The sequence below is a fragment of the Halalkalibacter alkalisediminis genome (assembly GCF_028610705.1).
Taxonomy (GTDB): domain Bacteria; phylum Bacillota; class Bacilli; order Bacillales; family Bacillaceae_D; genus Halalkalibacter; species Halalkalibacter alkalisediminis.
In genome coordinates this window covers 394,624-418,122 of the sequence record NZ_JAQQWT010000001.1, presented here as the reverse complement: position 1 = coordinate 418,122, position 23,499 = coordinate 394,624, and the positions used below count along the sequence as shown (strand labels likewise).

At 38.4% G+C, this 23,499-nt stretch carries 19 protein-coding genes; all 19 read right to left on the bottom strand.

Features of this window, described 5'->3' with window-relative positions; all coding sequences use genetic code 11:
• Positions 1 to 774 (bottom strand): class I SAM-dependent methyltransferase, encoded by a 774-nt coding sequence (locus tag PQ474_RS02040; protein WP_273840128.1) that lies wholly within the window; start codon positions 772 to 774, stop codon positions 1 to 3.
• Positions 775 to 1,037: 263 nt separating this feature from the next.
• Entirely contained in the window at positions 1,038 to 2,915 is a 1,878-nt protein-coding gene (gene mutL / locus PQ474_RS02035) for a DNA mismatch repair endonuclease MutL (protein ID WP_273840126.1), read from the bottom strand.
• Between the two features lie 45 nt (positions 2,916 to 2,960).
• Positions 2,961 to 5,561, bottom strand: a complete 2,601-nt coding sequence (gene mutS / locus PQ474_RS02030) for a DNA mismatch repair protein MutS (RefSeq protein WP_273840123.1) — start codon at positions 5,559 to 5,561, stop codon at positions 2,961 to 2,963.
• Positions 5,562 to 5,746: 185 nt separating this feature from the next.
• A complete protein-coding gene (locus tag PQ474_RS02025) occupies positions 5,747 to 6,307 on the bottom strand; it encodes an outer spore coat protein CotE (protein ID WP_273840122.1) in 561 nt (186 codons plus the stop codon).
• Between the two features lie 477 nt (positions 6,308 to 6,784).
• Positions 6,785 to 7,216, bottom strand: a complete 432-nt coding sequence (locus PQ474_RS02020) for a YlbF/YmcA family competence regulator (RefSeq protein ID WP_273840121.1) — start codon at positions 7,214 to 7,216, stop codon at positions 6,785 to 6,787.
• Positions 7,213 to 8,841, bottom strand: coding sequence for a tRNA (N6-isopentenyl adenosine(37)-C2)-methylthiotransferase MiaB (gene miaB, locus PQ474_RS02015; RefSeq protein ID WP_273840120.1), 1,629 nt, complete (start codon positions 8,839 to 8,841; stop codon positions 7,213 to 7,215). The genes PQ474_RS02020 and miaB overlap by 4 nt, the downstream gene beginning before the upstream one ends.
• A gap of 269 nt (positions 8,842 to 9,110) precedes the next feature.
• Positions 9,111 to 9,977, bottom strand: a complete 867-nt coding sequence (locus PQ474_RS02010) for a 2-oxoacid:ferredoxin oxidoreductase subunit beta (protein WP_273840118.1) — start codon at positions 9,975 to 9,977, stop codon at positions 9,111 to 9,113.
• Entirely contained in the window at positions 9,978 to 11,741 is a 1,764-nt protein-coding gene (locus tag PQ474_RS02005) for a 2-oxoacid:acceptor oxidoreductase subunit alpha (RefSeq protein ID WP_273840117.1), read from the bottom strand. It lies immediately after the preceding gene.
• 234 nt (positions 11,742 to 11,975) lie between these two features.
• Complete coding sequence (locus tag PQ474_RS02000) at positions 11,976 to 12,236, bottom strand: stage V sporulation protein S (protein WP_035663695.1); 261 nt, start codon at positions 12,234 to 12,236, stop codon at positions 11,976 to 11,978.
• A gap of 165 nt (positions 12,237 to 12,401) precedes the next feature.
• Positions 12,402 to 13,196, bottom strand: a complete 795-nt coding sequence (locus PQ474_RS01995; protein WP_273840110.1) for a TIGR00282 family metallophosphoesterase — start codon at positions 13,194 to 13,196, stop codon at positions 12,402 to 12,404.
• Positions 13,197 to 13,397: 201 nt separating this feature from the next.
• Positions 13,398 to 14,963 (bottom strand): ribonuclease Y, encoded by a 1,566-nt coding sequence (rny, locus tag PQ474_RS01990; RefSeq protein WP_273840108.1) that lies wholly within the window; start codon positions 14,961 to 14,963, stop codon positions 13,398 to 13,400.
• 161 nt (positions 14,964 to 15,124) lie between these two features.
• A complete protein-coding gene (locus PQ474_RS01985; protein ID WP_273840106.1) occupies positions 15,125 to 15,790 on the bottom strand; it encodes an OLD family protein in 666 nt (221 codons plus the stop codon).
• Positions 15,783 to 16,031 carry a hypothetical protein gene (locus tag PQ474_RS01980; protein WP_273840105.1) on the bottom strand — a complete coding sequence of 83 codons (249 nt, stop codon included), beginning with the start codon at positions 16,029 to 16,031 and terminating at the stop codon, positions 15,783 to 15,785. The genes PQ474_RS01985 and PQ474_RS01980 overlap by 8 nt, the downstream gene beginning before the upstream one ends.
• Positions 16,032 to 16,047: 16 nt before the next feature.
• Entirely contained in the window at positions 16,048 to 17,472 is a 1,425-nt protein-coding gene (locus tag PQ474_RS01975) for an AAA family ATPase (protein WP_273840103.1), read from the bottom strand.
• On the bottom strand, positions 17,465 to 18,457 hold the full coding sequence (locus PQ474_RS01970; protein WP_337956297.1) for a metallophosphoesterase family protein: 993 nt from the start codon (positions 18,455 to 18,457) through the stop codon (positions 17,465 to 17,467). Before PQ474_RS01970 ends, PQ474_RS01975 begins: the two co-directional genes overlap by 8 nt.
• A gap of 182 nt (positions 18,458 to 18,639) precedes the next feature.
• Entirely contained in the window at positions 18,640 to 19,689 is a 1,050-nt protein-coding gene (gene recA / locus PQ474_RS01965) for a recombinase RecA (RefSeq protein WP_273840101.1), read from the bottom strand.
• 199 nt (positions 19,690 to 19,888) lie between these two features.
• Complete coding sequence (locus PQ474_RS01960) at positions 19,889 to 21,517, bottom strand: DEAD/DEAH box helicase (RefSeq protein ID WP_273840099.1); 1,629 nt, start codon at positions 21,515 to 21,517, stop codon at positions 19,889 to 19,891.
• A complete protein-coding gene (locus PQ474_RS01955; RefSeq protein ID WP_273840097.1) occupies positions 21,514 to 22,767 on the bottom strand; it encodes a competence/damage-inducible protein A in 1,254 nt (417 codons plus the stop codon). Before PQ474_RS01955 ends, PQ474_RS01960 begins: the two co-directional genes overlap by 4 nt.
• A gap of 15 nt (positions 22,768 to 22,782) precedes the next feature.
• A complete protein-coding gene (gene pgsA, locus PQ474_RS01950) occupies positions 22,783 to 23,361 on the bottom strand; it encodes a CDP-diacylglycerol--glycerol-3-phosphate 3-phosphatidyltransferase (RefSeq protein ID WP_273840095.1) in 579 nt (192 codons plus the stop codon).
• Positions 23,362 to 23,499: the final 138 nt, after the last annotated feature.

The following is a 23,499-nucleotide window of genomic DNA, read 5'->3' as shown; positions in this document are numbered from 1 at the left end:
TTAGATTTGTATAAAAGCGTAATGAAAAGCTGAATGTTGTCGCCTGATCACATTAAAACCAAAACGTTGAAAACGAGCACTCTGGAAATGATCTTTTAGAACTACTCTTTTCTTAGCCACCCGTAAGGCATGAGTGATAACTTCTTCGTCTAGATCATCATGACATGCAAATTGCTTCAAACCCCTTATTCCAGTTGAATCAGAAAGATGTTGCTCAAACATGGGGTCAAAATATACCACATCATAGGACTCGCTTGAAAGTGACGCCAAGTAAGAAGCGTGGTGCTGATGGACAACATTAATTTTTCTCATCGCATTTAGCATCTCCGTACCACCTTCTTGCCAACTCTGAAGTCCACTCTGAACCATATATGCTAACATTTGATTAGCTTCTACCCCTGTCACAAGCCCTGATTGCCCAACCGCTATTTGTGCAACGAGACTATCAGATGCAAGACCTAATGTACAATCAAGAAATGACATTCCTTCCTTTAAATCAGCGGTTTCTACCAGAGGATCATAACCAGTTTTTATAAACTGCTTTACCCTAAACATAGCTGAGTTAGGATGATAAAAAAAAGGCTCAGTGCCTTCTTTAGGATAAAGTGTTTCTCTCGCTTTGCCTACGACAAGAACGTCTTCTCCGTAAGCATTTATTAATTCTTGTACAGATGCATCATTTCTGACAATAAATCGACCATTTAGTTCTACGCTCCACAAGCTTGCCTTTTCCGCTAGCTCATTTGCTTTTTTCCTAGTTGTTGTCACGATCATGTTCTTTGGCTCCTCCAAAATTTTCTATTGCAGTTCCATAAGGAGCAAATAAGATAAGATAAAAAGCTGATAGATCATACAAAAAGGTAAACTTCGACCTTTTTGTATCTGTAATATCTACTAACCATGGGTTTGCAATGGCTCCACTCGCTGCGCGCTTCCTCCGAGAAACCCGCTGGTGAAAGCTTAAAACCCTGCAGCGGCTCCGCTCATTGCTGATAGATCATACAAAAAGGTAAAGTTCGACCTTTTTGTATGATCTATCACATAACCCGTTTAAACATTTTTTCTAGTGCGTATGTTGAGAAGTGTACGAGAATAGGCCGGCCGTGTGGGCAAGTGAATGGATCACTGCTTTTTCTCAGCGACTCTAGCAAGGCAAACATTTCATCTTGACGAAGATGGCGATTCGCTTTTATTGCGGCTTTACAAGACATCAAAATAGCCGCCTCTTCTCTTAGTTTTGCTAGATCGACACGACGGTGCTCTAATAAAAATTCAATCATCTCACGGATGGTTTCTTCCTCATGGCCCTTGGGCAGCCAAGTCGGATGAGCCCTAACTACATAAGCTTGTTTTCCAAAAAGCTCTGGAAATACTCCAACAGCATTTAAATCATCTAGATGCTCATTAATGATCGCCATTTCTTGTACAGTGAACTCAAATGTTATTGGTATTAATAGTTCCTGTAAACGCGGATCGACCTCAGCTACCTTATCACGGAAATACTCATACTTAATTCGTTCCTGCGCTGCATGTTGATCAATTAAATACATTCCTGTCTCATTTTGAGCAATAATATACGTCCCATGCATTTGTCCGACCGGATAAAGAACAGGGATACGTTCTTGGGTTGGTTCTAGCTGTTCCTTACTTCTATCTGCTACTTCGGTTTCTATTTTGATTTTAGTTTCGCTATCGTGATCTTCCTTTATTTGACTAGGATACACATTTGTTTCATTACTAGTGGTCGTAATAGCCTCTGTCCAGATAGGAATTTCACGATTTTGTTCTGCAGTTGCCACTACTTCTTTAACGGCTGTATTAGTTGATGGTTCCGATTTTTCGTACACTCGTTCAAAATCCAACGAAACTTGCTCACTTTTATAACCTTGAAACTCTGTCCGTTTCTTAGTATCTGCCGCCGGGATTAACGTTTGTTTTTCGAAGACCTCTTTTATCGATCTCGTAATTAAATGTCCGAGTTCTTCTTCCTTACTTAATCGAACTTCCAATTTTGCAGGGTGTACATTGACATCAATTAGCTTCGGATCCATCTCAATCGCTAATACAACTAATGGGTATCTTCCAATCGGTAAAAGGGTGTGATAACCATCTTGAATCGCTCTAGCTAAACCATAATTGCGAATATATCTTCCATTTACAAAAATAGACATATATTGTCTAGATGCTCTTGTTAGCTCTGGCATCGCAACAAAACCACTTATTTCATAATCTAGTGATTCCCCTTTAATAGGGATTGTTTTCTTAGCTACTGCTCTGCCATAAATAGAAGCTATTACTTGACGGATATCACCATTTCCCGCTGTTCGCAACACTTCTTTTTCCTGGTGATAAAACTCAAAAGCAACATGTGGATGAGCCATTGCCAATCTATTTATGATATCACTGACATTACCAGCTTCCGTATGGACAGTTTTTAAGTACTTCAGTCGAGCTGGTGTATTAAAAAATAAATTTGTAACAACGATTTCTGTTCCTTTTCTTGCCGTTGCTGCTTTTTTATTAATGATTTTTCCACCTTCAATTTTAAGCTCTGTTCCAGGCCCTATTCCTGTACTCGTTTTTAAGCTGACATGAGCAACAGATGCGATACTCGGTAACGCCTCTCCGCGAAATCCAAGTGTCGCAATCTGAAAGAGATCGCGATCTGTTCGAATCTTACTTGTTGCATGTCGATAAAAGGCCGTTTCTACATCCTCTTCTGCGATCCCATCTCCATTATCGACAATTCGAATCGATGATAGTCCACCTTCTTCAATTTCAATTAAGATATGCGTGCTATTTGCATCTAACGAGTTTTCTACTAATTCTTTGACAATAGAAGCAGGACGTTCGACGACTTCCCCTGCAGCTATTTTATTAGATAACGAGTCATCTAATTTAATAATTTTTGTCATCGAACCCCTCCATGATCATATTGGTGTATCTACATAATTAAACGATTATTTTAATAACCTTTGCAATTCATTAATAAATTGAATGGCCTCGATCGGTGTCATATTTAAAACATCTTTTCTTACTAACTTTTTCAGAACTTTTTCTTCTTGCTCTGACACGTCAACCGTGGATTTACGTTCCTTCACTAGAACAGCAGTTTCTGGTTCATCCATAAAAAGAGATAGTTGTTGTTCCTCTTTTACATCTGTCTGTTGAACTTGAAGGGTTGTTGTACTTTCTTCAAACTGCTTAAGTAAAGTCTCAGCTCGTTCCGTTACTTGAGATGGAAGTTGTGCAAGTTCAGCCACATAAATACCGTAACTTCGATCGGCTTGTCCATCGACCACCTTATGCAAAAATACAACTGTTCCATTTTCTTCCACTGCAGACACGTGTACATTTTGTAAATCCTTTAATGTTTCATCTAGTTGGGTTAACTCATGATAGTGAGTTGAAAACAACGTTTTAGCACGAACAACATCATGAATATACTCAATAATAGCTTGAGCTAACGCCATTCCATCATAAGTCGATGTCCCCCGACCTATTTCATCCAGTAATATTAAGCTGTTTTCTGTCGCTTTCGTTAGCGCATATTTAGTTTCGAGCATTTCAACCATAAATGTGCTTTGTCCACTTGCTAAATCATCAGCAGCTCCTATTCTTGTAAATACTTGGTCAAAAATAGGTAGTTCCACAGATCTTGCAGGAACATAACAACCAATTTGTGCCATAATCGCTAGTAAGGCTAGTTGACGCATATACGTACTTTTACCGGCCATGTTAGGACCTGTTATTAACAGCATCTCTCTGCCTTCATGCATTTGCACATCATTCGCTACATATTGACCTTTCTCAATCACAGTTTCAACAACAGGGTGACGACCATCTACAATATCAATGTTTCGTTTCACTGAGAACGTTGGCCTTACATAATGTCTTTTTTCACTTACAGCAGCAAATCCTGCTAATACATCTATTTCACTAATCGCATGAGCAAGTTGCTGAATATATTCCAAATATAATTTGGCTTCTTCACGCACAACTACAAATAACTCATATTCTAGCTGTTCCATTTTCTCTTCCGCATTAAGAATGAGCGCTTCTTTCTCTTTAAGCTCTGGCGTAATAAAACGTTCCGCGTTTGTTAAAGTTTGCTTACGTTCATATCGACCTTCAGGAAGTAAATGTAAATTAGCTCTAGTGACCTCAATATAATAACCAAACACTTTGTTAAATCCAATTTTTAACGATCTAACTCCTGTTTCTACTTTCTCTTTTTGCTCAAGTTCAGCAATCCACTGTTTCCCATTCATACTTGCATCTCGATAAGTATCGAGCTCTTGGTGATATCCTGGACGAATCATTCCTCCGTCTGTAACCGATATCGGTGGGTCTTCCACTAAACTGCGTTCAAGTAAATCAATTAATTCATCGACCTGATGTTCCGTACTAAACCATCGGTCTACAAATGTCGGTGCGATCTTATTTATATACTCTTTTAATAGAGGTGTCTTTTGTAATGAACGCTTTAATTGAACAAGTTCTCTGGCATTTACACTTCCATATGCAATTCTTCCAGCTAGCCTCTCTAGATCATATACATGTCTTAACTCATCTCTAAGTTCTTCTCTTTCGAAGAATGCATCTTTGAACGCTGTCACTAGGGTTAGACGATTCTCAATCTCTTGCTGATTAATGAGTGGACGTTCGATCCAGTTTTTAACTAGCCTTCCTCCCATTGCTGTGACGGTTTGGTCTACAATTGCAAGTAGAGAACCCGCTTTTTTCTTTTCTCTTAACGACTCTGTTAACTCAAGGTTCCTCTTCGTATGCGTGTCCATTTTCATAAAGGCACTGTTTTGGTAATGCTTCACTTGCTGCAGGTGCCCCAATGCTCGTTTTTGTGTGCGAGTTAAGTATTGTAAAAGTCTCGCGAAACTAGTGACCAATTGATCAGACTGTAGGCTCTTCACTAAATGATGATAGTCTTCATGAAGCTCTGTTTCATTTTCATAAGATACTGTTACTGGACACTTCTCTTGAATTCGTTTCAAAACATTTGGATCTAATTCCGTTTCAACGACTAATTCTTTCGTCCCAGAGCTAGCTATATCTTGAATCACTTCATCAAGATCACCTTGGATAAGCGTAACTGCACACTCTCCTGTTGTTAAATCCGTCCTTGCAATACCATAAGATTGTTCACTAAATTTTGTTAGTGCTACTAAATAATTATTTTCTTTTTCTTTAATCGTATTTCCATACATCATCGTTCCAGGCGTAAGAACTTTTACGACCTCACGCTTCACAACACCTTTTGCTTGTTTTGGATCCTCGACCTGCTCACATAAAGCAATCTTATATCCTTTTTCTATTAAACGTGACATATACTGATCAGCCGAATGATAAGGAACTCCACACATTGGAATCCGTTCTTCTCCTTGCCCACGACCTGTAAGTGTAATCTCTAATTCTTGTGCCGCCAAAACAGCATCCTCAAAAAACATTTCGTAAAAGTCGCCTAAGCGAAAAAATAAAAAGGCATCCTTATGCTGGGCCTTTATCTCTAAATACTGCTTCATCATTGGGGTATTCTGTGCCATTATTGCCCTCCACCGTACAATATTAATCTTTTATATTATAGCATAGCTTCTCAAAAACTCGCATTAGGGATAAACTCCCACTAGCGTGAATCTCCCTTTGTCTGTTGTTTGCCAAGGGCAAAAAAATCGCAAAAATTATGAGACTGCATAAAAAAAAGCAAGCCACTTTTGGCTTGCTCTTCCGCCTATTTATCAAATTCCTCATGAAGAAAATTTGGATCAAGACGCTCATATTCCTCGTCACTAACATCATCATAGTCAGCTGCAGGAACATCTTCTAACAGACCATCTGGGTTTACCGCTACGGCTACTTTTGTTTCTCCAATACATTCGACAACAAATTCGCGCTCTACTTGCACATCGATATTTGCTCCATTTTCAGAAATGGTTGCTTCAAGCGTATTCGGTTGTTGAATCGCTCGTGCAATGACATCCATTTCGTCTGAAAGAATGTTTGAATCTTGCATCGTAAGTGGAATGGCGTCTGAGTAAGTAACTGTCTGCGTAGCGACGTCTGTTTTCGTATTTTTGTTATACGAGAACCAGGAGTTAATGTCATAGCTACCTTGCACTACAACTGTGTTACCCTTCTTTTCTGCACTATACTTGTGATTGATGATCCAGCAGCCAAGAATGCTTGTCGGTCTGTGTGAAGGGCTAATCGTATGAGTTGCTTCAGAGAACTTACGACCTTTACCACATACCGCTTTTGTAATAATCTCACGATAATTAAATTTTTGAGACATGAAACAAAACCCTCCTCTTTCTCATATCATATCGAGTTGTCGGTCGCTCGTGTCGGCCTCTCGTGCCAAATTCGCTCCGCCAAATGCTTCACTGTCATCCTATGCAGGGCGAATAACCAATGTGCGAAAAAAAGATATAAAGATGATAGCAAAGCGTTATCTGTACCACGATATGTTGTGATTACAAAGTTTAGTACATGAATCGTTAAAAGTTGCTGAAAACCTATAAAATTTATTTAAAAGGAGCTTAGATTCAAAGATTCATTATCTACTTCTTTCTTTGACAAAACCTTCCCCAAAGATCCTTCTAACCATTTTTATTATATGTCCTACAATTTAATTTAGAATCCTCATCTATAATGATTAAATTTTATAATGAGAGTGATATTTTGCACATTAAGAAAAAAAAGAAGAGACCAGATCTGAAATGGTCTCTTCTCACTTTTCTATTTTTTAAAGAATACTGAGCCTTCTCGTTTAATCCTGACAACCACCATCAAAGTATGGACTTTTCGTGGTCGTTCCTTTTAATAAATCTCCGCCCATTGAAGTGATAATTTCGTCAGTCACCGTTTTAGAGATCGTGTTTGATACCATCTGTAATAATTCATTTACTTCAATTTGACTTGATTTAAATTCTTGTACAAGCGGGATCGAGTCAATCTCGTCATGTAAAGCGTCGATTTTGGCTTCAACTTCTTTTAAAGCTTCCGATTTTCCATAATGCTGAAGATTTACAGCTTCTTTTTGTAACTTTTTAATCGCAGCAATTAATTCTTGTATTTTCAAATGCTCATTAATCTGCTTTTCGGCTCTTTTAAAGAAATCAACTTCTTCTGTTTCAGCCATCATTTTTGCAAGTTCCTTTGCTTTTAAACGAATATCATCTCTTGTATAAATGGTTGTCATGATCCTTTTACCTCCGCTAGCTCAACTAAATCTCCATTGAGAGACCAAGTTTTTGCTTCTGTTACTTTTACATATACGATTTCCCCAATCATTGATTTGGGAGCTTTGAAGTTAATTAACCGATTGGTTCTTGTACGACCTGCTAATACTTCAGGGTTTTTCTTGCTTTCTCCTTCTACTAAAACTTCAACAATCTGATCCTGGTAATCCAAGTTTTTCTTCGCTGAAATTTCATTTACTAGTGCATTTAATCTAGCTAATCGCTCACGCTTTACATCCATCGGTACGTTATCTTGCATTTTTGCTGCAGGCGTTCCTTCACGTGGTGAATAAATGTAGGTGAACGCACTATCAAATTCTATTTCACGCACAAGAGATAGAGTTTCCTCAAATTGCTCCTCTGTTTCATTCGGGAATCCTACGATAAGGTCTGTTGTAAATGAAGCATTTGGAATAGCCATTTTAATTTTATGAGCTAATTCCACATATTGTTCACGTGTATATTTTCTAGCCATCAATTTTAGAATATCTGAGTTTCCATGTTGAACTGGTAAATGAATGTGCTCAACAAGATTTCCACCTTTTGAGAGAACTGATATTAAATAGTCATCAAAGTCACGCGGATGACTCGTTGTGAAACGGACGCGTGGAATGTCAATTTTGTGAATTTCATCCATCAAATCTCCAAGTCCATACTTCCGATCAGAGAGATCTTTTCCATATGCATTTACATTTTGACCAAGTAACGTGATCTCTTTATACCCTTGACGAGCTAAATCACGAACCTCAGCAATAATATCTTCTGGCAGTCGACTACGTTCCTTCCCACGTGTATATGGCACAATACAATACGTGCAAAATTTGTCACAGCCATACATAATATTAACCCATGCTTGTGTCTTTCCTTGTCTAGCTCTTGGCATATTTTCGACGATATCGCCTTCTTTAGACCAAACCTCGATAACCATCTCTTTACCAAACAAAGCATTACGAAGAAGTTCTGGTAGTCGGTGAATGTTATGTGTACCAAAAATCAGATCAATATGTTGGTGCTTTTGCATAATACGGTTAACGACATTCTCTTCTTGAGACATACAACCACAAACACCAACAATCAGTTCCGGTCGCTCTACTTTCAATGTTTTTAGATGTCCAATCTCACCAAATACTTTGTTCTCTGCATTTTCACGAATCGCACATGTATTTAAAAGAATAACATCCGCCTCTGTTGTCTCATCTGTCGATTCAAATCCCATTTCCAAAAGAAGTCCTGCCATATGCTCAGAATCATGTGTATTCATCTGGCAGCCATACGTACGAATGAGAAACTTCTTGCCGGTCCCAATGCCCTTCATTTCATCTGGAATAAGAGTATCCGGGCGAAGCACTTGAATATCTTCTTTCCCACGACGTTTGCCTTGCTTGTAATCAGGCTGATCGTAAATAGAAATTTCTCGTCCTTCTATTCGTATTACTTTTTTATGGTCTTCTTCAGATATAACTTTAGCCTTAGAAAAATCAAAATATTTACTATAATCTTTTTTAGATTTATCATTTGTAGATTTACTGTTCTCATTAGGTGTTGATGTATTACCTAAACGTCCTAAACGTTGGTCTTCATTCATCTTTAAATCTCCTTCCATTCAATCATTCAACCAAAATATAAAAAGCTCAATAAGTTTGAGCGAATTTTAGCCTAGTTTCCTTCATACATTATACGTGGAACTTTACATAAACTCAATGAATGTTGTTTGTCGATTTATAGTACGAACGAAATAAAGGCCTAAATGCCTCCTAGTTAGCTAACCCTTGATTGTTTAAAAGGTCAAAATTACCATCAGTTTAACTCTTAAATATAAAAATCGATGCTCTTTTTTGAGCATCGATTTTTTAATTACATAAATTGAGCCATCATTTCTTTAAATTTAGCTTCATCTAATTGTAAATCTTGATGAGCGAGTGGCTTTTTATCATACGTCGGAATTAATTCTTGGTACGATGGTTGTTCTGTATTTTGATAAATAAGTCCTGTTACAAGTCCATTATGCTCCATCAATGTTTGCATTGCTTTCATACGATTGTTAGGATCGTACTCTTCTACATCTGCTAGTTTCGTAATGTTTTGCTTGAACCAATCATATGTGTTCACTTTATTAAATGTAACACATGGGCTAAATACGTTAATAAGAGAGAAGCCTTTATGATTAACTCCTTGTTCAATTAATGCTGTTAGCTCTTTCAAGTCACTTGAGAAACTTTGAGCGACAAACGTTGCTCCTGCTGTAAGTGCCATTTCCATTACATTAAGAGCTGATTCAATTGAACCACCAGGTGTACTCTTCGTTTTAAAGCCCATTTCACTACGTGGTGACGTTTGACCTTTTGTTAGTCCATAGATTTGGTTATCCATAACTATATACGTGATATCGATATTACGACGAATGGCATGAATTGTGTGACCCATACCAATTGCAAATCCATCACCATCTCCACCAGAAGCGATAACCGTTAAGTCACGGTTTGCCATTTTCACACCTTGAGCAATCGGTAAGGCACGCCCGTGGACACCGTGAAGACCATATGAATTAATATAACCTGAAATACGGCCTGAACATCCTATTCCAGAAACAACAGCAAGGTCATCTGGCTCAATACCAACATTAGCTGCCGCACGCTGAATCGCAGCTTGAACAGAGAAATCACCGCAACCTGGACACCAGTTAGGTTTTACTTTGTTACGAAAATCTTTGAATGTTGCCATTTAGACCAACTCCTTACTTGCTTCAACTAATTGCTTACATGTTTGATGTAATTCACCCGGTAAAAATGGATTTCCATCATATTTAAGTACGTTTTCGATTTTAACTTCTCCAACATTCATTTTAATAATATTCGCTAATTGAGCAGTCGCATTGTTTTCAACTACAACTACTTTCCTTGCTTTTGCAATTTGCTCTTTTAATGCATCTGTTGGAAATGGATGTAATAAACGAACTTGTGCATGGTTCACTTTAATTCCATCAACTTCTAGCCTTGGCATTGCTTCCTCAATCGTACCACGAGTAGAATTGACACCAATCACCAAAAGATCCGCGTTATCATGATCAGCATGAACATAAAGAGGGTTTTTAAAAGTCTTTGGTAAATTTGCTAGTTTACGCATACGCTTATCCATTTGAGCAACACGATTTTCTGGACTCTCAGATGGCTTGCCAGTCTCATCATGCTCAACACCTGTTACATGGTGAATCCCGTTTTTCATACCAGGAATGACGCGATTAGAGACACCTGAATCTGTTACTTCATAACGTTTATAATAAGCTCCATCTACTCGTTCAGGTAATTCCTCACCAAGTTTAAGCGCTCCACGACGAATTTCCACTTTATTAAAATCTAAAGGTTCAACGGTTTGCTTCCCTAAAGATAAGGCCAAATCAGTCACTAAAATAACAGGACATTGAAATTCTTCTGCCAGGTTAAAAGCCTCTACTGTATCGTAAAAAGCTTCTTCTACCGTACTAGGCGTAATCACAATTTTAGGAATATCGCCATGTGTACTATAAATCATTGCCATTAAGTCCGATTGTTCTTGTTTAGTAGGTAAACCAGTACTTGGACCTCCACGTTGAGTATCCATAATCACAAGAGGCTGCTCTGTCATTCCAGATAGGCCAATAGCTTCAGCCATTAATGAAAGACCTGGTCCTGCAGAAGCTGTAAATGAACGAACACCAGCATAGTTCGCACCTATGGCCATTGTACAAGCTGCAATCTCATCTTCCGTTTGAATAACAGTACCACCAAACTCAGGTAGTTTTTCGATCATGTATTCCATAATTTCAGATGCCGGTGTAATTGGATAAGCTGCCATAAAACGACTTCCTGCAGCGACAGCACCCATTCCAATCGCATCGTTTCCAATCATAAACATACGTTTTTTACCGTCTGCTTCTGCTAATTTTAAATTGGGAAGTTGACCAATTGCTTCATTGCTAAAATAGTTCGCACCTGCACGGATCGCTTCCATATTTTTCTCAACAACAGTAACTCCTTTTTTCAAGAAAAGATCTTCTACTACGTCTTGATAAGATTCGGGATTTAATCCTAAAATAGCACTTGATGCTCCAACAGCAACCATGTTCTTCATAAGGGACGTTCCGAGCTCTGTTGCAATCTCCGTAAAAGGAACAGCAAACAAGCGTACATCATAACCCTCTGTTAAAACAGGATTAAATTTAGCATCAGCAATAATAACACCATCTTCACGAAGTTCGTGAAGATTCACATCGATTGTTTCTTGATCAAATGCAACCAAAATATTTAAATCATCAGAAATTGAATTTAATGGCTTTGTACTTACGCGAATTTTATTATTCGTATGTCCACCTTTAATCCGTGACGAAAAATGACGATAACCATATAAGAAATACCCTTGGCGATTTAAAGCTGAAGCAAAAATCTCACCTGTACTTTCAATACCTTCTCCTTGTTGACCGCCAACTTTCCATGATAATTGCTCTCTCAATCTCTCCACCCCTTACTTATCTATTAAACTCAAGTCGGTTTTTATTAAAATTTATATTAGCTTAGCACATTTCCGAGTTAATTACTAGACTTTCTAAAATGATTGTTAGTAAACGTTATTATGATAGTCCCTCTTGTCCGAAAAAGCAAGTATCTATTGTTCCATTTTTATGTTGTCAACAAAAAAAAACCAACTTACACAAAAGGTAAGTTGGGTAGGAAATTGATAATGACTTTATCTAGGCTCAACAATGATTTTCATTGCTGTTCGTTCTTCTCCCTCAATTTTAATATCTGTAAAAGCAGGGATACAAACAAGGTCAATTCCACTTGGGGCTACAAACCCGCGGGCAATCGCGATCGCTTTAATAGACTGGTTAAGCGCTCCTGCTCCAATTGCTTGAATTTCTGCTGCTCCGCGTTCACGGATCACTCCGGCGAGGGCGCCAGCAACAGAGTTGGGAGTAGATTTTGCTGAAACTTTTAAGACTTCCATTTCTTGTACCTCCTCTGTAAACGATAAGTGGGCTGTCTATGATTACGATTGTCGTCATGCATTACTAACGAGCAAGGAAATCGCTAATCGTACAAGATGTTCATCTAATTCATCATATTTCAGAAAACCTGAGCTTATTCCTAAATCTAAAAATTTATTAAAGGATTATGAATAAAATGGATGATCTTCATTTATTAAAATCCGTTTAATCGATGTTGCTTGTCCGGTTTTCGGATTAAGATCAATCACGACACCACTTAATTGTTCTCGTCCTTCAGCAACAGTAAAACGAACTGGGAGGTTTGTTAAGAATTTATGAAGAACTGCCTCTTTCTCCACTCCTAAAATCCCATCATAAGGCCCAGTCATTCCAACATCGGTTAAGTAGGCTGTTCCTTGTGGTAAAATACGTTCATCTGCTGTTTGAACATGTGTATGAGTACCTACTACGGCAGAAACACGCCCATCTAGATACCACCCCATTGCTTGTTTTTCACTAGTTGCTTCAGCATGGAAATCGACAAAGATAAACGGAGTTCTTCCGTCTAGTTCATCTAAAATTTCATCAACTTTTTGAAATGGACAATCCATCGCAGGTATAAATGTCCGTCCCATTAAATTAATTACCGCAATCTCAAGTTGATTAAATTTAAAAAGCGTATATCCTTTTCCCGGTACCCCAGCAGGATAATTAGCTGGACGGACAAGGTTCTTGGCTTGATCAATAAAGTCAAAAATTTCACGGTTATCAAAGCTATGATTTCCCAGTGTTACCACCTGTGCTCCTGCGTCTAAAAAGCTTTTATAAATCTTTTCAGTAATTCCTTTGCCGGAAGCCGCATTTTCACCATTAATAATGGTAATCGTTGGCTTATATTGTTGTTTTAATTTCATCGTATACTCTTTAATCATATTTCGGCCAGGAGAGCCGACTACATCACCTATAAATAAAATTCTCATATATTCTCCTTAGTAGTTAATCTAATTTATCCTTTATATGCCCGTACACAAAACTTTTACGCACCTGTTCGGGGAAGACCGCTCGAACAGACTTAAAACCTTGCATCGGCTCCGCTCATCGCTTCGAGACTGAACAAAAAGGTAAAAACCAACCTTTTTGTTCAGTCTCTCAAAAAAAATAAAGTGACGAGGATCGCCACTTTATTTCGCATACTCAACTGCTCTAGTTTCTCTAATTACCGTAACACGAATGTGTCCAGGATAATCAAGCTCTTCTTCAATTCTTTTCGTGATATCTCGAGCGAGTTTGTGAGCAAGCGCATCATCTACAACATCTGGTCGTACCATGATTCTAACCTCACGCCCCGCCTGTATAGCATAGGTTTTTTCGACGCCTTCAAACGACTCTGATATTTCTTCAAGTTTTTCTAAACGACGAATATATGTTTCAAGCGTTTCTCTTCGGGCACCCGGCCTTGCTGCTGAAAGCGCATCAGCTGCTGCCACAAGTGTTGCAATAATAGAAGTTGATTCTGTGTCACCATGATGAGAGGCAATAGCATTAATAACAACTGGATGTTCCTTATACTTCGTTGCTAGTTCTACCCCAATTTCAACATGACTTCCTTCCACTTCATGATCAATTGCTTTTCCAATATCATGAAGGAGACCCGCTCTTTTTGCAAGCTTCACATCTTCACCTAATTCAGAAGCCATTAACCCAGCTAAGTGAGCTACTTCCATAGAATGCTTCAGTACATTTTGACCATAGCTTGTTCTAAATTTAAGACGACCGAGAATTTTAATTAAATCAGGATGTAATCCATGAATTCCCATTTCAAATGTCGTTTGCTCTCCATACTCTCTAATCGCTTCGTCCACTTCACGACGCGACTTATCGACCATTTCTTCAATACGAGCTGGATGTATCCGTCCATCTTGAACAAGTTTTTCCAATGCTGTACGAGCAATCTCACGACGAATTGGATCAAAACCAGATAGAATAACTGCTTCAGGCGTATCGTCAATGATTAGATCAATACCAGTTAGTGTCTCTAGTGCACGAATATTACGGCCTTCACGACCGATAATTCTTCCTTTCATCTCATCGTTAGGCAAAGTAACGACAGATACAGTTGTTTCTGCTACATGATCGGCAGAACAACGTTGGATGGCAAGAGACAACACTTCCTTCGCCTTTTTATCAGCTTCTTCTTTTGCTTGTGCCATTCGCTCTTTAACAATGAGAGCCGTTTCATGAGCAATTTCTTGCTCGACCTCACTACGAATGGTTTCACGAGCTTCTTCGCGGGAAAATCCAGAAATACGTTCAAGCTCAGCTTGTTGTCTATTCAAGATTTCCTCCACTTTGCTATCCATCTCTTCAATTTGTCGTTGTTTTTTGGTGAGAGATTCCTCCCTTTTATCCAAAGATTCTTCCTTCTTATCTAAGGTTTCACTCTTTCGGTCAAGAACCTCTTCTTTTTGAACCAAACGATTCTCTTGTTTTTGAATCTCATTTCTACGTTCACGAACCTCACGCTCTGCCTCTGTACGAATTTTATGAGCCTCATCCTTGATTTCAAGAACAGCCTCTTTTTTATTCGCTTCTGCATCACGCTTCGCATCTTCAACAATTTGTTTAGCTGCATGTTCCGCACTCGAAATTTTCGCTTCTGCAATGGATTTTCGAACAAGATATCCAACAACTGCACCAATACCTGCAGAGACAACAAGCAAAATGGAGATGATTAATATATCACCCATACTCTTTCACCTCCCCTTGCTATCTAATTGTTGGTTTCAATTTTGTCATACTTTCACAATTATTAAATACAAACGCATATTACCTTTGATCGCGGAAAAAATAAATATGACATAAAACTCTACCGCACTCTATTTAATTTTAAAGCTCGTTTTCTTTAATGTCAAGTGTTGTCAATTTTAGTAACCTCACTTACACCGTCTCTAATTGACACCTCATAAGCAAGATCCCCTGATTGAGCTAAGTGGTAATTATGAGTAATCATAATAATTTGTCGATTAAACATTGTACTCAACGACTTAAGAAACTCGTATAAATAAAGAACATAGTCGCCTGAAACGTGTTTACCAGGCTCATCTAATAGAAGGGGGCCTTCTCTTCTCGGCTGTACCGTCTCTATCAACGCTACCCTTAAAGCAAGAGTCACTATATCAACGACACCTCCTCCTCTTGAGTCTTGTGGTCTCGTTTTTACTTTTACACCTTCGTATTCAGATACTACATAAAATTCCGCAACCGCTTTGTTTCCGTGCTCTTCAAGTTCAATTTGAAACGAAAAAAGTGGACCAAATACGTATTGCAAGGCATTCGTTACTAAGGTCTCTATTTGTTGTTTTGCTTGTTCCCTCGCATACTCGGCAGATTGTTGCAATAATACCCTTGCTTTTTCATATATGTCAATTGTTTCAAAATAAGAGTCGAGCTCTGAGATTTTCTCCGCCAATTGTTCTTCGAGTAACGCTCTTTTGGCATCTAATCGAGTCCATCTGTTTTCAGCTTTCTTGAAGCGGGACTTAACCTGTTCCAACCGAACGAGATAATTATTCATTTTCAATCAATTCCTTTGGAATCAACTCCCAAGTTTCTTTTAAAGATAAATCTATCTCTCTTTCCAAGCGTTGGATTTCCTGATCTAATTCCTCTGGTTTGACTCCAAGTTCATTCAATTCTGCCAGCAATCGATTCTTTTGATTTTCTAGTTCTTCAAGCTTTGCCTCTGCACGGTAACGCATGTCGCGTGCCTTATCAATCGCTTTTTTAATTTGAGTCAATTGTTGTTCTACAGACATTTATAACACACCTCATTTAGTTATTCTCATGTTTACAGATGGATTGACCGCATGTTGGACAAGTTCCAGCCGTCAACAGCAACTTGTGTAACTCTATTTCAGCTAGTTCTTGTTCCTTCATTTGCTTTTCCATAAAACGTTTACCTTCTTGTATTCTCATCTGGTAGTCTTGTAGTTGGGCCTGGATCGTTTTAATACGTAAAAAGCGCTCTGACGTTTGCTCAACGATTTCTTGTTTTCTTGTAACCTCATTAACATCTGGTAGTTTTTGATAAACTTGTTTAATTTTCATTCTTTGAGTCTGAATCTGTTGTATACCTTCTCGGAGGTGAAGCAATTGTCTTTGAATAACTCTTTTTTTCTCAATTTGGGCCAAGGAGTCAAGGTTAACCGAATGAACAAATGCTGACTTTTTCATGTGGGTCTTTTCTCGATTCATGGAGTAGGAGAGCTCTTTCATTCTCTTATTATTTAAAACCAATTGCCTCAAAAGAGATACATTTTGGTTCGTTCTCTCGTACTGGTCAATAATTCGTTCTATGTGTTTTGTTTTCGCAACCCAATTAAGACAGATCTCAATAGAACGTGTTAACTCTCGCATTCTATTATCTTTCTGCTTAAACATTACATATTGTTGAACCATCGTTTTCATTTCGTCCACTTTTTTTTGCCAGCTTTCGACGTCTTTCACAAGTAAACTTATCTTGATTGTGCGTTCTTCTTCTTGTTTTAATTGTTGCCATTTTAATTTCAAAGCCTCAAGCTTATCTCTCTTAGTAACCTGTGCCTCTACTTTTTTTATCCTAAACTCAGATTCTATAAGTTTTGTTTTTTGCTCATCTAACATCGCATAAGGCTCAAGCTCTACCTTTACCTTCTCAATCACTTCTTGCTCCTGTTTCATTTTAAGATTCAGCTGAGAAAGGTCCTTCGTTGTATTTCGAATGGCCATATCTAAAAAATGTGCTCCACTGATCCTTCCGAGTGTTTTGGCACGAATCGAACTTGTTTGTTCTAACAAGAAAGGTCCATCCAATTGTTGAGATAAATGAATCATTATTTCATTATCTTGGTCAATTCGCATATGCCCCATTCCATGAGCTGCCATTACTTCTTCAGGAACATGGATCCCAAATCCTTCAAGAACCAATTCTTCTTGGTCTGGTCTTTGAACGGTATAACGGTTTTTTGAACCTGTTCGTTCACGGATAATAACGGTTTCATCTTCAAAACGAACCGTTACTCTTACAAAGTCTCCTGACACACGTATGAAATCAGTTCCCCTAGGTTGGTTATATAAGGCCCATCGAATTCCTCTTAAAATCGCTGTTTTCCCACTATCTGACTGACCAACAATTACATTTAATCCCTGATTAAATTCAATATACGTATCTAAGTGTGATTGAAAGTTTTCTAATCTAACAGCTTTAATATTATTCATAATCCTCTTCCTTCCAAAACTCCTCTACAATCGTCATTCTCCTGAGTGCTTCTTGTTTTACTTTTTCTTCTACATTTTTAAGAGAAGCAATTTCTAAAATAATGTCACTCATGTTCAATGATTGAAACTGAGAAGACTCTTTCACTTGTTGCACGAAACTATGCAATTTCTCTTCTTGATGAACAGCTTTTTCTAAAAATGTACGGTCTAGTACTTCTTCCCCCAAACGTGCACATTTAATTGAGACTTCTTTTAATGAGATGTCTCGACCTTTAATTTCACCAATGACCACTTTGGGTTTTCTGCTTATTTCTGACCAGTGATTATTTACACGTGCAAGTGCACCTGGATTGCAAATATATTTACCATTTCGTTCTTTAATACCGAAGCCCCCATGAAAATGACCAGTGAATAAAATATCTGCAGTAGTTCCCCAAATATGATCAATCATCGTATGTGGAACGCCTTCAGGTAAGGCTTTTTCCACCAACATGCTATGAACCATATGAATCAATATATCAGCATCTGTCACATTGGACGGATAATAATCAAGCTTTGGATCTCTTTGGTCTAGATCATAATGATAAGGTTGTCCAGTTATTTGAACACGTAACCCATCTTTTTCAATGAGAACTGGAGTGTTTTGATCTATGACCGTCATGACACCAAACGAATCCATCAATCCAAGCATCGTTCTTGAAATCGTTTCTGGGTTATGTCCAAATGTGTCATGATTGCCGGCCACTACATAAATAGGCATCTTTGCCTTCATAAAAATCTTAGCAAATTGTCCAACAACATTAGGGGACAAGTCAGGTCGGTCAAATACATCTCCTCCATGTAAAATCAGATCAACCTTCTCACTATTTGCTAGATCAACGACTTCCACTAATTTTTCTTTTAATGTATCTACATAGACATCTAAACGATTCTTCGGTGTCGTTCCTCGAATATGCGTATCGGTCACATATAAAAACTTCATCATACACACATCTCCTACTCCCCTTTTACAATTCATTGACTCTAGCCAACTTTTGGCATTATACAGGACGAGCCGATCTTCTCTCCAACCACTTTTGGTTTGCAGATTCTCAAAAACCATTGTCCTTTTATTTTACCCTAAAAAGGAAATAAGCACCTTTAATAAGGTGCTTACTCTTTCCTATTTTACTTTAAGTCAAATGGAACTTCCTCAAATTCTTCGTCTGTTGCAACCGGTACTTCAATCTCTCCGTTCAATCCATGATGATCACGGATAAGTGTCTCGATCTGCTTAGTAAGATGCGGATTTTCTTTCAAGAATTGTTTCGAATTTTCACGACCTTGACCTAAACGCTCTTCATTAAAAGAATACCAAGCCCCACTCTTTTGAACAATATCAAGATCGGAAGCGATATCTAAGATAGAACCTTCACGTGAAATACCTTCTCCATACATGATATCTACTTCTGCCACCTTGAATGGTGGTGCCACTTTATTTTTCACTACTTTAATTTTTGTTTTGCTACCAACAATGTCATTTCCTTGCTTCAGTTGCTCGGCACGACGTACTTCAAGACGAACAGAAGAATAGAATTTTAGAGCTCGACCACCAGGTGTTGTTTCTGGATTTCCAAACATAACACCGATTTTTTCACGAATTTGGTTGATGAAAATCGCGATGGTTTTTGATTTATTAATTGAACCTGAAAGCTTACGTAATGCTTGTGACATTAAACGGGCTTGTAAACCAACATGGCTATCACCCATATCCCCCTCGATTTCTGCTTTTGGAACAAGAGCAGCCACACTATCGACGACGATAATGTCAATTGCTCCACTTCGTACAAGTGCTTCCGCAATTTCAAGCGCTTGCTCACCCGTATCTGGTTGTGAAAGCAATAACTCATCAATGTTTACACCTAATTTTTGTGCATAAACAGGATCAAGCGCATGCTCAGCATCAATAAATGCTGCCTGCCCTCCATTACGTTGAACCTCAGCAATCGCATGTAGAGTTACCGTCGTTTTACCTGAAGATTCAGGGCCGTACACTTCAATAACACGTCCCTTTGGATATCCCCCAACCCCAAGCGCAATATCAAGTGCTAGAGCACCACTTGAGACAGTTGATACTCGTCGCTCTGCTTGTTCTCCTAGCTTCATAATTGAACCTTTACCAAATTGTTTCTCGATTTGACGTAGCGCCATATCAAGGGCAGCCTTACGATCACTCATTTAAATCTCTCCTCTATTATAAAAAAATATTATATATAAATTGGAAAAGCGAATCTATGTTTCCTTCTTTTCTATCATACCTTGTTTTTTCGCTTTTGCCAATAGTTTTTACGAACATTTATTCGCTAAAATGAGTTAAGAAATATAAGGGAAAGGAAATAAGAAAGAGCCCGAGGTGTTAGACTCTTTCTGTTGCAGATTAACTACGCGTAGAGGTTGGGCGACGATCTCCAGTTGGTGGACGTTCTCTTTTCGGACGTGGTTTTGCGGGTTCGAGATTGACTCTCGCCCCATTAATTCTTGAGTAACGGAGAGCCTCGTAGACAAACGGAGCTGCTTCTTCAGGAACTTCAACAAAAGTAAAGTTCTCAAAAATATCAATTTTCCCAACTGATTTACTAGGGATACCAACTAGGTCTGAAATGGCTTCTATTAAAATCTTAGGTGTCATATTTACATTTCGACCTACATTAATAAAGAAACGAACCATACCTTTTGCCGCGCCGGTATCGCCAAAGTTATATCCAGATTCATCTGTTGATGAGGAAGGAGAGAAGTTCATTTTCAAAAGAGCTGAAACTACATCTCGTGCTGAAAATTCATCAAGTACCTCATCTACAAGTGGAGAAAACAATTCCATTTCCTTCCCACCTGTTTCGATTGCATCAGAGATCAACTTTTTCCATGAACCTTGCTGCTTGACCACAACTTCTTCGATCGTCGGGACATCTTGTGATGGGATAGTCATTTTAATTTCTTGTTCAATTGAACGTAAATGCTTCATTTCTCGAGGAGTCACAAGTGTTAATGCTAATCCTTTACGACCCGCGCGCCCTGTCCGCCCAATTCGATGAACATAACTTTCTGGATCTTGGGGGATATCATAGTTAATGACATGCGTTACATTATCTACATCAATACCACGAGCCGCTACATCTGTTGCAATTAAAAACTCAATAGAGGAATCGCGGAACTTTTTCATGACAGAATCACGCTGAGACTGTGTTAGATCCCCATGTAGACCATCCGCTAGATAGCCCCTAGCCTGCAAAGCTTCAGCTAGCTCCGCAACTCCTTTTTTTGTACGGCAAAATAAAATTCCGAGTTCAATATCCTCACTGTCAATGATCCGACAAAGCGACTCAATTTTATTACGTTCAAGAACTTTATAATACATTTGATCAATTAACGGTGCCGTCACCTCACCTTTATTAATTGTAACCATTTTAGGGGTGGTCATATATTTGTGAGATAATTTTTTAATGGCAGGAGGCATGGTTGCTGAGAAGAGAAGTGTTTGTCTGTCCGTGTTAACTTGACGAAGAATAGCCTCAATATCATCAACAAACCCCATATCTAGCATTTCATCAGCCTCATCAAGCACAATCGTATGCACACGATCTAACTGTAATGTTTGACGGCGTAAATGATCTAAAATACGACCTGGAGTTCCAATAACAACCTGTACACCTTGCTTTAAGGCGCGGATTTGATGACCAATTGATTGTCCACCATAGATAGGTAGTGTTCGAATCGGTTTATGAACAGATAGTTTTTGTAATTCTCCTGAAACTTGAATGGCTAGTTCTCTTGTTGGCGTGAGGATTAGCGCTTGGACGAAACGATCCGATGTTACTTTATCAACAACTGGAATTCCAAATGCAGCAGTTTTCCCAGTCCCTGTTTGCGCTTGACCAATTACATCTCCCCCCTCCAATATAACAGGAATTGCTTTTTCCTGAATCGGAGATGGCTCCTCAAAACCCATATCTTTTATAGCTTTTTTAACTGATTCTGAAATCTGAAAATCATTAAAATACATTGTCATTCTGATTTATTCCACCTTTTCAATTCGTTCAATAAGTAAAAACAACCATATTTCACAGCACGGTCTCGGACTGCTTCACGCCCACCAGGTAATTTCAGTTCATAATAAATGGACTCTGCTGCTAAGCCAGCAATACCAATATAAACTAATCCAGGATCTTTATTCTCTTGCTTATTAGGACCAGCAACACCCGTAAAACTTATTGCTATGTCCGCACTATATTGTTTTTTGGCCGCTATTGCCATCTCCATTGCACATTGAAGACTAACAACACCATACTCTCTAATCGTTTCATTCGACACACCCAGAACGTTTTCCTTCACATCTGTCGCATATGATACAATACCACCTCTGTAAACAGAAGACGATCCAGAAAAGGATGTAAGCCCCCCTGAGAATTTGCCTCCAGTTAAGCTTTCAGCTGTAGCGATTGTACAGCCTTTTTCTTTTAATTGCAAAAAGAGTTGCTCCATTAAAGACGTATCGTCATACCCGTATAAATATTGACCTACACGCCCCTTAATAAGCTCCTCGGTTTCATCTAGCAAACGTTTTTGCTCATTTTTATCAGCATGTTTCACCGTAAGCCTTAACGTTACTTCCCCTTCACTTGCAAGTGGTGCTATAGTAGGGTTCGTTTGAGCTTCAATTAAATCTAAAACATCGGTTTCTAATTGAGATTCCCCAATATCAAAAAAACGTAATACCCTTGATGTAATTGCTTCACGCCCTCCGAGTTCTTCTACTAAATAAGGTAGTAACTCATTTTGAAACATAGGTTTCATCTCTTTAGGAGGACCGGGAAGCAAAACAAACTTAACGCCATTGGAGGAAACGACCATCCCTGGTGCCATCCCGTAATGGTTAGGTAACACATGACTTCCTTCGATTACCAATGCTTGTTTTCGATTGTTTTCAGACATTGGACGATCCCTTTTTTTAAAAAAAGCTTCAATATTATGTAGCGATTGGGCATGATGAACGAGCGGCTTACCTACTAAAGCTCCTACTGATTCTTTTGTTAGGTCATCCTTTGTTGGGCCTAACCCTCCAGTTAATATTACTAAATCAGATCTAGATTGTGCTTGTTCTAGTGCAGAAGTTAACCTTAAATGATTATCCCCTACCGTAGTCTGGTAATACACATTCACACCAAGAATAGCCAATTCCTGTGAAAGAAAAGCTGCATTTGTATTGACAATTTGCCCAAGTAATAGTTCGGAACCTACAGAAATAATCTCCGCATTCATCTTATCTACCACCTACTATTTCGATTTAAGAAGGATATGTTGATTCTTTTGAAAATACTCTACTCCAGACACGATTGTTAAAATGGTTGCTACCCATACAGCCATCATATCAAAAGGCAAAGAAATCGCTTGAAAAGGCCAGTTATGTAACATTAAAGCTGAAATTGCCACAATCTGCGTTACTGTCTTTAACTTACCTAATTTACTTGCAGCAATGACGTCCCCATCGGCGGCTGCGACTAGACGTATCCCTGTTACTGCAAACTCGCGACTAATAATAATAATCGCAATCCATGCAGCTAGTAACTGTAACTCAACAAGTGCGACTAGCGCTGCCGTAATAAGTAATTTATCGGCAAGTGGATCTAAAAACTTCCCTAGATTAGTAACAAGTTGATATTTCCTTGCATAGTACCCATCTAAAAAGTCAGTTACTGCTGCAATGATAAAAATGATAGCTCCAATTAAATGAGCAATTGGAATCATTGTCCCTAAAAAGTTCACTTCTCCAAACGAAAAAGGCACCAATAAAAAAATCATAAACAATGGAATAAGAAAAATTCGTGAGATCGTTATTTTATTTGGTAAATTCAACAAGGTTCCCTTCCTTCATTAACGATGATAGCTTTACAATAGTGAAAAAATGATTGGATTGGAATGGCTACATTTGTACAGCTAGTTCTACTTTCCAATACTTTAGACCACATAAATGATTTTATAAACGTACTTTAA

What these genes read in the sequence shown, in the direction of transcription:
- PQ474_RS02040 (WP_273840128.1), bottom strand. Translation starts at nt 774, where the DNA reads ATGATCGTGACAACAACTAGGAAAAAAGCAAATGAGCTAGCGGAAAAG.
- mutL (WP_273840126.1), bottom strand. Translation starts at nt 2,915, where the DNA reads ATGACAAAAATTATTAAATTAGATGACTCGTTATCTAATAAAATAGCT.
- mutS (WP_273840123.1), bottom strand. Translation starts at nt 5,561, where the DNA reads ATGGCACAGAATACCCCAATGATGAAGCAGTATTTAGAGATAAAGGCC.
- PQ474_RS02025 (WP_273840122.1), bottom strand. Translation starts at nt 6,307, where the DNA reads ATGTCTCAAAAATTTAATTATCGTGAGATTATTACAAAAGCGGTATGT.
- PQ474_RS02020 (WP_273840121.1), bottom strand. Translation starts at nt 7,216, where the DNA reads ATGACAACCATTTATACAAGAGATGATATTCGTTTAAAAGCAAAGGAA.
- miaB (WP_273840120.1), bottom strand. Translation starts at nt 8,841, where the DNA reads ATGAATGAAGACCAACGTTTAGGACGTTTAGGTAATACATCAACACCT.
- PQ474_RS02010 (WP_273840118.1), bottom strand. Translation starts at nt 9,977, where the DNA reads ATGGCAACATTCAAAGATTTTCGTAACAAAGTAAAACCTAACTGGTGT.
- PQ474_RS02000 (WP_035663695.1), bottom strand. Translation starts at nt 12,236, where the DNA reads ATGGAAGTCTTAAAAGTTTCAGCAAAATCTACTCCCAACTCTGTTGCT.
- PQ474_RS01995 (WP_273840110.1), bottom strand. Translation starts at nt 13,196, where the DNA reads ATGAGAATTTTATTTATAGGTGATGTAGTCGGCTCTCCTGGCCGAAAT.
- rny (WP_273840108.1), bottom strand. Translation starts at nt 14,963, where the DNA reads ATGGGTGATATATTAATCATCTCCATTTTGCTTGTTGTCTCTGCAGGT.
- PQ474_RS01985 (WP_273840106.1), bottom strand. Translation starts at nt 15,790, where the DNA reads ATGAATAATTATCTCGTTCGGTTGGAACAGGTTAAGTCCCGCTTCAAG.
- PQ474_RS01980 (WP_273840105.1), bottom strand. Translation starts at nt 16,031, where the DNA reads ATGTCTGTAGAACAACAATTGACTCAAATTAAAAAAGCGATTGATAAG.
- PQ474_RS01975 (WP_273840103.1), bottom strand. Translation starts at nt 17,472, where the DNA reads ATGAATAATATTAAAGCTGTTAGATTAGAAAACTTTCAATCACACTTA.
- PQ474_RS01970 (WP_337956297.1), bottom strand. Translation starts at nt 18,457, where the DNA reads ATGATGAAGTTTTTATATGTGACCGATACGCATATTCGAGGAACGACA.
- recA (WP_273840101.1), bottom strand. Translation starts at nt 19,689, where the DNA reads ATGAGTGATCGTAAGGCTGCCCTTGATATGGCGCTACGTCAAATCGAG.
- PQ474_RS01960 (WP_273840099.1), bottom strand. Translation starts at nt 21,517, where the DNA reads ATGACAATGTATTTTAATGATTTTCAGATTTCAGAATCAGTTAAAAAA.
- PQ474_RS01955 (WP_273840097.1), bottom strand. Translation starts at nt 22,767, where the DNA reads ATGAATGCGGAGATTATTTCTGTAGGTTCCGAACTATTACTTGGGCAA.